Genomic DNA, 12,359 nt, shown 5'->3' on the forward strand with positions numbered 1-12,359 from the left:
TACGGCCAAGGTTCCATGGCGGCCCAGGGAGCGACAGGACCAGAAACCGAGCCAGTCAGCCAGCGGAGGCGATACCGCTCCCTCACCAGGACCAGCACAGAGCCGATCGGATGCCTCATGACCGACACGCTTCGCCCGCCCGCCCCCGCGGCCCCCGCCGCGGCGACCGCAGGCGCGCCCGACGCCCCGCCGCAGCAGCTCAAGCGCTCGATCGGTGTCGTCGGCGGCACGCTGCTCACGCTGTCCTGCGTCACCCCGGCCTCCACGCTCTTCGTGATCGTCCCGGAGCTGTTCTCCAGCATCGGCAGCGCCACCGCGCTGGCCATCGCGATCGGCTCGGTGCTCTGCATCGCGGTCGCCTTCTGCTACTCCGAGCTCGGCACCCTGATCCCCAGCGCCGGCGGCGAGTACGCGATGGTCGGCACCCTGGCCGGGCGGCTGGCCGGCTGGCTGGTCTTCGTGCTCTCGCTGATCGTGGTGATGATCGTCCCCTCGGTCATCGCCCTCGGCACCGCCGACTACCTCGCCCCGGTGCTGCACGTCGACAAGCCGCTGGCCGGCGCCGCGGTGATGCTCGCCGCCACCCTGGCCGGCCTGCTGGACCTGCGCGCCAACGCCTGGATCACCGGCATCTTCCTGGTCCTGGAGGTCATCGCGGCCGGCGTGGTGTCGGTGCTCGGCTTCGCCCACGCCAACGGCGACGCGCCCAGCATGCTGCACGGCGTGGTCACCGGCGAGAACGGCGTCACCACCACGGTGAGCATCGGCGCGATCATCGGCGCCCTCGGCATCGCGCTCTTCATCACCCAGGGCTTCTCCACCGCCGTCTACCTCTCCGAGGAGCTGGAGAACCCGCGCCGCAACGTCTCCCGCACCGTGCTGTGGACGCTGGGCATCTCCGCCGCGATCCTGCTCGTCCCCGTCGCCGCCATCACCATGGGCGCCCCCGACCTGGCGACGCTCAGCTCCGGCGACATCTCCGGCATGGTCACCGCCTGGAGCAACTCCGCGGTCGGCACCTTCATCAGCCTCTGCGTCGCGCTGGCCATCATCAACGCCGGCATCGTCATGGTCATCCAGAACTCCCGGGTGCTGTTCGCCTCGGCCCGCGACAAGGCCTGGCCCGGCCCGGTCAACAAGGCCTTCGGCACCCTGGGCCGGTTCGGCTCCCCGTGGATCGCCACCCTGGCCGTCGGCCTGCCGGGCGCCGCGCTCTGCTACGTCAAGGGCGAGCTGCTCAGCGAGATCACCGGCGTCGCCGTCACCGGGATGTACCTGCTCGTCGCGGTCGCCGCGCTGCTCTCCCGCCGCAAGCACCACAAGCACGCCGCCGCCTGGCGGATGCCGCTGTGGCCGGCCGTCCCGGTGCTGCTGATCGTGGTCCTGGGCTACGTCATCACCCAGCTGGACGCGGTGCCGCTGCTGTGGACCGGCGGCATCACCGCCGTCGCCACCCTCTACTGGCTGTTCTACCTGCGCCCCCGGCAGGACACCCACTGGGTGATCAGCCTCCCCGAGGACCAGCAGGCCTGATCCCCCCGATACCCCACCCCTCCCCCACATGGCAGTGCCCCGGGCTCCCCCTGGCCCGGGGCACTGCCGCGTCCGGGTGCTACTTCTTCTTGAGCTTCCACTCCGGGCTGGTCGCGATCGCCTTCATCTGCTCGACGGTCAGCGCCGGGGCGGTCCGGGAACCGGCGGCGTTCGGGCCGCCGCTGTTGTAGGCGCCGACCGCCACCCGCAGGCCGTCCGGGTGCAGGGCGTCGACCGTCCACCGCGCCGGGTTGCCCGGCACCTTGCGGACCTTCACCTGGGTCCCGTCGGGCATCGTCTCCGTACCGCCGAACGGCTCGGTGTTCATGGGGTTGCTCCAGTCGTCCACGTTGAGCTCCACCATGGACTTGCCCTTGCCGTCGTTCACCACGAAGTTGGCGTAGCCCTCGCTGCCGCCGGTCTCGGTCTGCTTGAGTCCCGTCGGGAGCAGTTTCGCGGCGGTCGCGAGGATCTCCTCCTTGGTGTAGGGCTCGCTGCGGTGGTTGGGAGACTCCGACACCGGCTCAGGCAGGGCGGCGATCACCCGGTCCCAGGACTTGTCGGTGACGATCGCCCTGAGCTGCTCAGGGGTCAGCGGCGGGGTGGCCCGGGAGACCGGCTTGCCCTTCTCCGCCGGGGAGTTCCACTCGCTCAGCTCGATCCGCCGGCCGTCCTTGCCGGTCAGCTTGGCGTTCCACCACTTGGTGTCGACCCGGCGGTCCGGGTACTCGTAGCCCTGGAACACGGTCAGCCGACCGCCGTCCGGCAGCGCGGTCGCGGTGCAGGCGTCGAAGGCGATGATCTTTTTGTCGGGGCAGTCGTTGTCCGTCCGGCTCGGGTCGTCCTGGGCGACCCTGGAGAACGAGATCGTCATCCAGGACTTGCCCTTGCCCTCGTCGAAGACCAGACTCGCGCCGGACATCCCGGTGTTCGGCTGGCCGTTGCGGTCGGCGCCGGCCCCCTCGGCGTTGCTGATCTGCCCCTGGGGCAGCAGTGCACGGAACATGGCGAGCACCTCCTCCCCGCTGACCGCCGGGCCGGCGGAGGGGGTGGCGGAGGCGGTCGGCGAGGATCCGGGCGTCAGCGAGGCGGAGCCCGTGCCGGAGCCGGCGGCCGGGGTGGGCCCGGTGCCCGCCGGGGTCAGCCGGACGGCGGAGGGGGAACCGTCGGTGAGGTAGAAGGCCCCGGTGCCCACCAGGGCCAGCGCCGCCGCGCCGCCCACCACGGCGGCGGCCGACCGGCGTCGCCAACGGCGACGGCCGCGCTCCAGCCCGCCGCCCGCCAGTCCGGCCGGGCCCTGCGGGGAGAAGCCCTCGCCGGTGCGGGTCATGGCGTGGAGCAGATCATCCTCGAAGCTGTCGGGTGCGGACATGCGTGATCACCGCTCTTCCTTCGGTCACGGAGCAGGGGCCGGTGGCGGACCCCCGCAGGAGGTGGTCGGTTCGTACCGTCAGCGGGCGGCGAGTTCGGCCAGCGAGTCCCCGAGCTGCCCGCGCAGGCGCGCCAGCGCCCGGGAGGTCCGGGTACGGACCGCGCCGGAGGACAGCCGCAGCACCTCCGCGGTCTCCTCGACGCTGCGGTCCTCCCAGTAGCGCAGCACCAGCACGGCCCGGTCCTTCGCGGACAGCCGGCCGAGCGCGTCGAGCAGGGTGAGGCGCAGCGCCCCGTCCGCCTCCTGGCCCGCGGACTCGGGCAGCTGGTCGGTGGGGCGCTCGTCGCTGGAACGACGGCGCTTCTGGGCGAGGAACACGCGCACCATCACGGTGTGCGCGTAGGCGCCGGGGTTGTCGATCCGGTGGCGCCCGCCGGTCCAGGCCCTGCGGCGCCACAGCACGTACATCCGGCTGAGGGCCTCCTGGACGAGGTCCTCGGCCTGGTGGGTGTCCCCGCCGGTCAGCAGACAGGCGGAGCGGTACAGCCGTCCGGTGTGCCCCGAGACGAGTTCCAGGAACTCCGCGTCCTTCGACCTGCGTCCGGCCCCGGCCCGCCCCATCCCCCACGTCCTCCCTGTTCACCGCTGTCGACACTTGTTCGATGCGGTGGGTCGGGCGGGATGTTACAACCGGGCACGAAGTTTTTCCCGACGCCCGGCCGGGAGGTGCCCGGCAAGGAGCCGGCCAGGCCGAGGCCTAGCTCCGCCGACGGTGGTCGCGCAGCACCACGCCGCCGCCGATCAGCAGCGCGACCAGCAGGGCGCCGATGCCCAGGACGTAGGTGGCGGTGCGCCCGTCGCGGTCGGCCTGGGTCTCGCCGAGGCCGAGCGGGCGCGGCACGATCGGGGCGGAGGCCAGCTGGACCGGCGGGTCCTCCACCGGGTGCTCGGCCGGTGCGGCGGGCGCGGTGGTCACCGCCTTCACCGGGTCGACCACGCCCCAGCCGATGTACTCGTTCGCCTTGTGGTCGGTGCGCTGCGCGGTCTGCTCGATCCAGGCCCGCACCTGGCTGGGCCGCCAGTCCTTGTGCGCGCCGACCAGCAGCGCCGCCAGCCCGGCCACGTAGGGCGCGGCGAAGCTGGTGCCGTTGTCCACGCACTGTCCGCCGCGCGGGACGGTGGAGAGCATGTCGACCCCGGGGGCCGCGACGTCCACGAAGTCGCCGTACTGGGAGAAGTAGGTGCGCTCGTTGTTGCGGTCGGAGGCGCCGACGGCGAGCACCGTACGGAACGCCGCCGGGTAGGTGTCGCCCTTCTTGCCGTCGTTGCCGGAGGAGGCGACCACCACCACGCCGCGGTTCTCCGCGTTGTCGATCGCGGCCTTCAGCTCGTCGTAGCCCACGAACCGGGTGTCCCCCGCGCCCCGCACGTCCTGCGAGATGTTGATGACCCTGGCGCCCTGCTGGACGGCCGAGTTGATGGCCTCGACCAGCGAGTGCACGTCCCCGTTGCCCTCGGCGTCGTTCTGCCGGATCGACAGGATGGCCGCGCCCGGGGCGATGCCGACGAACCCGGTCTGCTCGCTGCGGGCGGCCGCGATGATGCCGGCCACCTTGGTGCCGTGGCCGACCAGGTCGTCCTTGCCGCCGCCCTCGACCCGCTTGCCCTCCTTGTCCTTGAGCAGCGAGCCGCCGTCGACCACCTTGTCGGCGAGCTGCGGGTTCTGGTCGTCCACCCCGGTGTCGATGACCGCGACCAGCACCCCGGCGCCGGTGACCGCACCGCCCTGCCAGAGCTCGTCCAGCACCATCCGCTGCAGCGACCACGGCACGGCCTGCACGTTCTGGGCGTTCTTGCCGCACTCCCCCGCGGCCGAGATGCCCGGTCCGTCCGCTGCCGCCGGCACCGTCAGCGGGCCGCCCAGCAGTGCGAGGACGGCCGCCGCCGCGGCCGCCGTCCGGTACCTGACCACCGGCACCCTGCCACCCCTCTTGTCGTCGACCTGGTTGCACGCCCGCGTGCCAAAGGCGGGCACCCGCGAGGGGGCACCCGCCCTTCGGCGTAGTGGGCCGTCAGCCGGTCCAGAGGGTGGCGTTGCGGTTCTCGGTGTTGTGGTAGCTGATGGCCGCGCTGTCCAGCGACTTGGCGATCTGCTCCAGCACCTGCTGCAGGTGCGCGGCGCGCTGGTCCCACTTGGCCTGGTGGGCCTGGTAGCCCTGCTGGGCGGCGCCCTCCCAGCTCGCGGCGATCTTGGTGACGCCGCCCTTCAGCTCCTCCAGCTGGTGCTGGATGGTCTGCGCGGTCCGACGGACCTCGGCGCTGGCGCTCTTGATGGTCTCGAAGTTGACGAGAATGTGGTCGGCCACGATGTCTCCTAGTCGAGGCTGCGAGGCACCCCGTCACCCGGGGTGCGCGTCGCGGGGTGAACGGACGGAGCCGCGGATCAGGCGCCGGCGGCGGCGGATCCGAAGATCGCCTGCTGGTCGGCGTCGGCCTGCGAGTACTTCTGGGTCGTGATCTCGATCGCGTCCTTGATGGCGCGCAGCGACTTGTTGAGCTCCTGGGCGTCCGTGTTGAACTGGCCCTGGAGGTTGGTGTAAGCCGTCGCGGCCTGGCCCTGCCAACCACTGGTGATGGAACCCACCAGGTTGTTGAGGCCGTTGATCTCGGTGTTGATCTTGCCGATGACCTCGTCCATGTGCTTGGCGAACGCCAGCATCTCCTGAGCGGTCGTCTTGAACTGACCCATGCTCTACCGTCCCCCATGAGACAGACCTCGTGGCCGGGGGACGTTCTGCAAGCCCCCGGGCATCACCGGTGTGATGTCCTGCAGCACTGTAGTCGGCACACGCAGCTCACCCAACACCGGGCGACGGCCAGTTACCAAGCCATGACATCGTGGCCAATTCCTGTGCGCCGCGCGGACCGAGGCCGCTCAGGCGTTCTGCTGCTGCGCCGCGGTCTTCGCGTTGAGCGCCGGACCGGCCGGCACCAGGTTCGACCACTGCTGGGGCACCAGCGCGGGCTGCAGACCCTGGTAGCCGAGCCGGGCCTGGTTGCCGCCCGCCTCCTCGGGCTGCGGCGGGCCGGACGGCGTCGCGGGCTGCGCGGAGGGGGTCTTGGGCGCGGCGCCCTGGCCGGCCGGCTGGGCCGGCGCGGTGGTCTGGCCGCCCTTGCCGCCCTCGCTGCTGGCCGGCACCGCGTAGCGCAGCCCGGTCTCGGTGATGAGGAAGTCGGTGCCGGAGCCCTCGGCGGAGTTGTCCAGCGCACGGTAGAACAGGCCGTGACCCGGCGTCACGTGCGCGGTGGCCGCGCCGTTGCTGTAGCGCACCGGGTAGTCGGGGCCGGCCCAGACGCTGCGCCGCGGGGTCCGGCCGTCCTCCGCCACTCCCTCGAAAGTGCTGCAGACCACCCGGCGCGCGTCCTTCGGCGCCTGCCAGTTGTTGGCCGGTGCGCCCGTCCTGACGGGCCAGTCGGCGGCGCCCTCCGCCATCAGCGGCACATTGCTGTTGACGACGGCGTGCTCGGCCGGGGTCAGGTCGTCGACCCGCGGGCTCTTGTTGGCGTCCTGGTTGTACAGCGGCTGCAACTGCGGGTTCTGCCGGATGAGTTCCGCCTGGAACTGACTGATCAGCAGCAGCTGGGTCTTGCCCACCACGTAGTGCTTGTCGCCGAACCGGACCAGCCGGCCGACCTTGCGGTCCTCCGGGTTCTGCAACTGCACCGAGGAGTTGGCGGTCCTGGTGTCCGGGACCAGCCCGTCGATCTTCGGGAAGACGATGTCGCTGCCCGGTGCCAGGGTCTCCAGCCAGTCCTTCTTCACCTTCTGCGGGACCGCGGTCGGCCCGAAGACCGCGCCCATCAGCTGGGTACGGGTGGCGTCCGAGTCCTCCGGGCCGCCGATCGCGTGCCGGCGGCCCTTGTCGTCCACCAGGTACACCTTCAACTTGCCCTGGCCCGCCGTCTGGCCGGCGGCGGTGACCTGGGGGTCGTCCGCCAGCTGCACCAGCAGCGCCTGTCCGACGTCCAGCTGCCGGTCCTTGGCGCCCAACGCCTCCGCGTCCGCGCCGCCCGCCACGAACACCGCCTGGTCGACGGTGCTCCCCTGCTCGTCGCCCGGGCGGTCGCAGACCGACCACTTCATCGGGCGGCTCGCGTTCTCCTTGCTCGGCAGCTTGTCCGGCGCGTACGGGATGCCGATCGTCGGGCCGTGGTTGGGATAGCGGTCCAGCACGCCGTCGTCGACCACCACGACCTTGGAGTCCACCGGCAGCACCAGCCGCGCCGAGGCCATGTTCAGCACCTGGTGCAGCCGCTTGGTCCTCCCGTCCGGGTCGGTCAGCACCACGTACCGGGTGGTGCTCTGCTTGCCCTGGACGATGAACCTGCCCTCGTCCCAGCCCACCGGCGCGCTCGGCTTGAACACCCCCCAGAGACCGAAGCCGCCGACCACCAGCGCGCCGGCTATCACGCTCGGCAGCACCGCCTTGACCGGCCGCGGGGCGTCCTCGTCACCGCCTCCGCCGCCGGGCAGCAGAAAGGCCGCGACCGTGCGCTTGCGGGCGAAGGTGTAGGCGTTCAGCTCGTCCCGGCGCGATGCCATCCTCGTCGTCTCCCCTGTCGGACCGTCCTGCCCCGTGTCCCGCACCCCCCGGGCGAGAACGCGCTCGAACCCTCTACGATGCGGCAGCAGACGGTGAGTACGGTACGGGTACGGTTCACGCACCGGCCAGCCGGGCCGCGACAACCGAACCAGAGAGGGGCACTCGGGGGATGCCAAGCCAGACCGCTCCAGGGCGCCGGAGCACGGCACGGGGCAGCGGTTCACGCCGCTCCGAACGACGCGGCCGGGCCGACAACGGCGGCTCCCCCGCCCCGGAGCGCGCGCCGCGCCCGGCCCGTTCCGGCGGCGCCGACGGCCCCGTCGCGGTCCGCGTCCACCCCCGGCCCGGGCTGCTCGGCGGACGGCTGAGGCTCCAACAGCTCGTCCTGGTCGAGGTCGCGGTGGCGCTGGTCGCCGTCGGCTGGACGATCAGCCGGCCGGTCGCCGCCGGCTTCGGCGCCGTCGGCCTGGTGCTGGTCGTGCTCGCGCTGGTGCCGCTGCGCGGACGCACCATCCCCGAGGCGCTACGGGTGCGCACCGCGCTCCGGGCCCGCCGCAAGCGCGCCCGGGCGCACGTCCCGCCGCCCGGCACCGACCCGGCGCTCGCCCCCGCCCTGGAACTCGAACCGGCCCTGCGCACCTGCACCCACGCCACCGAGGCCGACTTCGGCGGCCGACCGGTGCGCCGGGAGACCGGCATGGTCGGCGACGGCACCTTCCTCAGCGCCGTCCTGCTCGTCCAGGCCAAGGACCTGCCGCTGCGTCCGGCGCGCACCGCCCGGCCGCTGCCGCTGGACGTGCTCTGCTCGGCGCTGCGGGTCGACGACATCACCCTGGAGTCGGTCCAGCTCGTCCAGCACACCCAGCCGGCGCCCGCGCCGCACCTGCCCGAGCAGTCGCTGGCCGCCCGCGCCTACCGGGAGCTCGCGGACGGCACCGCCACCCCCGCGCTGCGGCTCACCTGGGTGGCGCTCAAGCTCGACCCGGAACGGGCGGCCACCGCGGTGCGCGCCCGCGGCGGCGGCGAGCAGGGCGCCCGCAAGGCGCTCCAGCGGGTCACCGACCAGCTCGCCGGGCGGCTGAACAGCGCCGGTTTCAACGTCACCGTGCTCGACGAGCGCGAGCTGATCGCCGCCCTCGCCATCTCCAGCTGCGTCAACCCGCTGGCCACGGCCGGCCGCCAGGGCACCGGCAGCGGCGGCGGCAGCGGGCGGCGCACCCAGGAGACCAACCGGTTCTGGCGGGTCGACGACCGCTGGCACAGCACCTACTGGATCTCCCGCTGGCCGCAGCTCGGCCGCCCCGGCGGCGGCGCCGGCCGGATCGCCGTCCCTGACCTGGTCAACCTGGTCACCGGCGCGCCCGCGCTGGCCAGCACCTTCAGCCTGACGGCCGGTCACGGCACCGGCGGCTCGGTGGCCCTCAGCGGCCACGTCCGGGTGACCGGGCGCAGCGAGAGCGAGGCCGTCGACCTCGGCCGGCAGGTAGAGGCGCGGGCCCAGAGCACCGGGCTCGGCCTGACCCGGCTCGACCTGGAGCAGGCCCCGGGCGTCCTCGCCACGCTGCCGCTGGGAGGTGCTTCCTGATGTCGTACCAGACCCACTCCACCGCCGGCGCGCAGAGCGGCACCGAGCCGCAGCCGCGGGTCCGGCCCCGGCTGCTGCCCGGCTTCGGGCTGCGCGGACCGCGCCGGGAGAAGCACGTGCTGACGGTCGCGGAGCTGGCGGCGCTCTCCTTCCCGGTCGGCGACGACGGTGTGCTGATCGGCGAGGACGTGCACCGGTCGCGCCCCGCCGTGCTCGGCCTGTTCCGGCCGAGCGCCCATGAGCTGGTGCTGGTCGGCGGTCTGTGGACGGCGCAGGTGATCGCGCTGCGGGCGGCGGCCACCGGCGCGCGGATCGCCGTCGAGACCGCCCGTGCCCACCTGTGGGGGCCGATGGCGCAGGCCGCGGGCGGCGGACAGCCGTGCGTGACGGTCCACCAGCCCGGCCGGCTCGGCCCGCAGGGTGCCTCGGTCACCTCGCCGGTGCTCGTCGTGCGCGACCTCGGCGCCCGTCCGCCGCGCAGCCGGCTCTCCGCCGCTCCCTGGCAGACGGTGCTGACGCTGGTGCCGCACCTGGGACCGAACGCCGCCCGGGTGCTCAACTCGGCCGACCTGGTCGGGGTGCAGCGGGTGATGCCGGAGGAGGCCGAGCTGATCGGCCGGGTGCTCTCGCTCGGCGCGGGCGAGGTGGCCGCACTGCCGTCCCTGCCGGACGACCTGACGCTGTGGACGACCCGGATGAACCGTCAGTACGTACGGATCGTGGCCGGCCAGGCGGAACACCAGATCCTGGGCGGTCCGCGCCGCCTCGACTGACGCGCGGGGGGCGCGTCGGCGGGCTGTGCGCGAGCCGTGCGCAGCCCGTCCACAGCCCGTGCGCGCGCCGTCCGGGAGCCGTCCGGAGATGCGGCACCGCCTTCAGCCGGGGGTGGCTCACGGCCTAGGCTGTGAGACGGCAACGGCACCGCGAACGTGCGGCGGCGAACACGAGGGAGCCTAGGTGAGCAGCGATCGGGACGGCGTCTACGTCGGCGACAACGCGGCGGAGGACGACGACGACTGGTCCGACGCGCCCGACTACACTCCCCCGTCCTGGTACGTGCAGACGGACGCGGGCGCCCCGGCGCCGGCGGCGGGAACGGCCGCGCCGAGTGGCCAGGTGACGCCGCCTCCGGGCGGGGCCCCCGCTCCGGCGCCCGCGCCCGCGCAGGTACCCGTGCAGGCCGCTGCGCCGCCGGTGGTTCCGGCCCAGCCGCAGCCTCAGCCGCAGGTCCAGCCGACCGCGCCGGCGGTGCCGCAGCCGCAGGTCCAGCCACAGCCGGTCGAGGCCGCCGTACCCGCGCCGCCCGTTCCCGTTCCCGCGCCGGTCGAGGTGTCCGCCGTACCGCCGGCCGCCCCGGTCGCGCACGCCGCCCCGGCACCGGAGCCGGTCGCGGCGCCGCCCGCGCCGGTCCCCGCCCCCGTGCCCACTCCGGCTCCGGCACCCGCACCCGGACCGGCGGCGGGTTACGGCTGGCCGCCCGCCGACCCGGCGGCGCCCGTGCAGCCCGGCCCCGCCCAGCCGTACCCGGCCCCCGTGCAGCCCCAGCCCTACCCGGCGGTGCCCGGCCAACCGCAGCCCTACCCGCAGGACCCGACCGCCTGGGCCGCGGCCCAGCAAGCCCAGCAGGCCCAGCCCCAGCCGTTGCCCGGACAACCGTTGCCCGGACAACCGTTCCCCGGCCAGCCCCAGCCCGGCCAGCCCCAGCCCGGCCAGCCGCAGCCGGACCAGGCCGCGCCGCCCGCCCCCGCCGACCCGCGCGCGGGCGGCTGGCCGCAGCCCAACACCTACCAGCAGCCCGCGCAGCCGCAGCCCGGCGCCCCGCAGTGGGACCGGCCGCCGGCCGCTCCCGCCGCGTTCCAGCAGGCCGGTGCCCCGCAGCAGACCGCGCACGGCGCGCCGCTCGGCTACACCGCCGCCGTCGAGCTGTCCTCGGACCGGCTGCTGCGCAGCCAGCCGAAGCAGCAGCGCCAGCAGCCGCGCTTCCAGTTCGGCGGCAAGGCGGCCGCCGCGGAGAAGGCCCGCAAGCTGGAGATCATCCGCACCCCGGTGCTCAGCTGCTACCGGATCGCGGTGATCAGCCTCAAGGGCGGCGTCGGCAAGACCACGACCACCACCGCCCTCGGCGCGACGCTGGCCAGCGAGCGCCAGGACAAGGTGATCGCGATCGACGCCAACCCGGACGCCGGCACCCTCGGCCGCCGGGTCAAGCGGCAGACCGGCGCCACCATCCGCGACCTGGTGACGGCCATCCCGCACCTGCGCAGCTACATGGACATCCGTCAGTTCACCTCGCAGGACCTGCACTCGGGCCTGGAGATCCTGGCGAACGACGTCGACCCGGCCGTGTCGACCACCTTCAACGACTCGGACTACCGCCAGGTCATCGACGTGCTGGGCCGCCAGTACCCGATCATCCTGACCGACTCCGGCACCGGTCTGCTGTACAGCGCGATGCGCGGGGTGCTGGACCTCGCCGACCAGCTGATCATCGTCTCCACGCCCAGTGTGGACGGGGCCTCGTCCGCCTCCACCACGCTGGACTGGCTCTCCGCGCACGGCTACGCCGACCTGGTGCAGCGCTCCATCACGGTGGTCTCCGGGGTCCGCGAGACGGCCAAGATGATCAAGGTCGAGGACATCGTCGCGCACTTCCGGACCCGTTGCCGGGGCGTGGTCGTGGTGCCCTTCGACGAGAGCCTGGCGGCCGGCGCCGAGGTCAACCTCGACATGATGCGGCCCAAGGTCCGCGAGGCGTACTTCGACCTGGCCACCCTGGTCGGCGAGGACATCGTCCGGGCCCAGCAGGCCGCCGCCCAGCAGGCGAGCTGGCAGCAGCCCCAGCAACAGCCGCCGGCCCAGCAGCAGCCCCCGGCGCCCGGCTACCCGCAGCCCCAGCCCGGCCCGCAGGCCCAGCCGCCCTACGGCCAGCCGTACCCGTACGGCTACCCGCACCAGCCCGGCCAGCCGGGCGTCCAGCCCGCGCCGGGCGCGCCCTGGGCGCAGCAGCCCGGGCAGATCCCGCCGCCCCCGGCCGGGTACGGCTACCCGCCGCAGCCCGCCCCGCCCGGCGCCGCGGCCCCGGCTCCGGGCCCCGCCCCCGTCCCGGAGTGGCAGCAGCCGTCGGCCCCGCCGGCCCCCGGCTACGGCTACGCCCAGCCCGAGGACCACCAGCAGCCGCCGCCCGGCTACGGGTACCCGTCGCCCGCCCCGCCGCAGCAGTAGCGGCCCGCGGGAGCGAACGCCGAGGGCCCGCCGACCTCCCGGT

10 protein-coding genes are annotated in these 12,359 nt (G+C 73.9%); 4 read left to right on the plus strand and 6 right to left on the minus strand.

The annotated features are described in order from the left end of the window. Window positions 1–117: 117 nt before the first annotated feature. Window positions 118–1,533 carry an APC family permease gene (locus ABZW10_RS30225; RefSeq protein WP_355372091.1) on the plus strand — a complete coding sequence of 472 codons (1,416 nt, stop codon included), beginning with the start codon at window positions 118–120 and terminating at the stop codon, window positions 1,531–1,533. A 79-nt stretch (window positions 1,534–1,612) separates the two neighbouring features. Here ABZW10_RS30225 and ABZW10_RS30230 read toward each other — a convergent pair whose 3' ends face one another. From ABZW10_RS30230 to ABZW10_RS30255, 6 genes are all read right to left on the minus strand, one after another. Then, window positions 1,613–2,905: a hypothetical protein gene (locus ABZW10_RS30230; RefSeq protein WP_355372093.1), complete on the minus strand. Its 1,293-nt coding sequence runs from the start codon at window positions 2,903–2,905 to the stop codon at window positions 1,613–1,615. A 78-nt stretch (window positions 2,906–2,983) separates the two neighbouring features. After that, window positions 2,984–3,526 (minus strand): SigE family RNA polymerase sigma factor, encoded by a 543-nt coding sequence (locus ABZW10_RS30235; protein ID WP_355372096.1) that lies wholly within the window; start codon window positions 3,524–3,526, stop codon window positions 2,984–2,986. A gap of 136 nt (window positions 3,527–3,662) precedes the next feature. After that, entirely contained in the window at window positions 3,663–4,883 is a 1,221-nt protein-coding gene (mycP, locus tag ABZW10_RS30240) for a type VII secretion-associated serine protease mycosin (protein ID WP_355372099.1), read from the minus strand. Window positions 4,884–4,977: 94 nt separating this feature from the next. Then, on the minus strand, window positions 4,978–5,271 hold the full coding sequence (locus tag ABZW10_RS30245; RefSeq protein WP_355372102.1) for a WXG100 family type VII secretion target: 294 nt from the start codon (window positions 5,269–5,271) through the stop codon (window positions 4,978–4,980). 77 nt (window positions 5,272–5,348) lie between these two features. Then, entirely contained in the window at window positions 5,349–5,654 is a 306-nt protein-coding gene (locus ABZW10_RS30250) for a WXG100 family type VII secretion target (protein ID WP_355372105.1), read from the minus strand. Window positions 5,655–5,840: 186 nt separating this feature from the next. Continuing rightward, entirely contained in the window at window positions 5,841–7,508 is a 1,668-nt protein-coding gene (locus ABZW10_RS30255; RefSeq protein WP_355372107.1) for a type VII secretion protein EccB, read from the minus strand. A 170-nt stretch (window positions 7,509–7,678) separates the two neighbouring features. On the opposite strand from ABZW10_RS30255, the gene eccE reads away from it, so the two are divergent. From eccE to ABZW10_RS30270, 3 genes are all read left to right on the plus strand, one after another. Beyond that, window positions 7,679–9,094, plus strand: coding sequence for a type VII secretion protein EccE (gene eccE, locus ABZW10_RS30260; protein WP_355372110.1), 1,416 nt, complete (start codon window positions 7,679–7,681; stop codon window positions 9,092–9,094). After that, window positions 9,094–9,867 (plus strand): hypothetical protein, encoded by a 774-nt coding sequence (locus ABZW10_RS30265; RefSeq protein ID WP_355372112.1) that lies wholly within the window; start codon window positions 9,094–9,096, stop codon window positions 9,865–9,867. The genes eccE and ABZW10_RS30265 overlap by 1 nt, the downstream gene beginning before the upstream one ends. Before the next feature lie 184 nt (window positions 9,868–10,051). Beyond that, window positions 10,052–12,316, plus strand: coding sequence for a MinD/ParA family protein (locus ABZW10_RS30270; RefSeq protein WP_355372115.1), 2,265 nt, complete (start codon window positions 10,052–10,054; stop codon window positions 12,314–12,316). Window positions 12,317–12,359: the final 43 nt, after the last annotated feature.

It is taken from the genome of Kitasatospora sp. NPDC004723 (assembly GCF_040609255.1).
Classification (GTDB): Bacteria; Actinomycetota; Actinomycetes; order Streptomycetales; family Streptomycetaceae; genus Kitasatospora.

Coding starts and splice junctions, on each gene's coding strand:
- ABZW10_RS30225 (WP_355372091.1), top strand. CDS start 118: ATGACCGACACGCTTCGCCCGCCCGCCCCCGCGGCCCCCGCCGCGGCG.
- ABZW10_RS30230 (WP_355372093.1), bottom strand. CDS start 2,905: ATGTCCGCACCCGACAGCTTCGAGGATGATCTGCTCCACGCCATGACC.
- ABZW10_RS30235 (WP_355372096.1), bottom strand. CDS start 3,526: ATGGGGCGGGCCGGGGCCGGACGCAGGTCGAAGGACGCGGAGTTCCTG.
- ABZW10_RS30250 (WP_355372105.1), bottom strand. CDS start 5,654: ATGGGTCAGTTCAAGACGACCGCTCAGGAGATGCTGGCGTTCGCCAAG.
- ABZW10_RS30255 (WP_355372107.1), bottom strand. CDS start 7,508: ATGGCATCGCGCCGGGACGAGCTGAACGCCTACACCTTCGCCCGCAAG.
- eccE (WP_355372110.1), top strand. CDS start 7,679: ATGCCAAGCCAGACCGCTCCAGGGCGCCGGAGCACGGCACGGGGCAGC.
- ABZW10_RS30265 (WP_355372112.1), top strand. CDS start 9,094: ATGTCGTACCAGACCCACTCCACCGCCGGCGCGCAGAGCGGCACCGAG.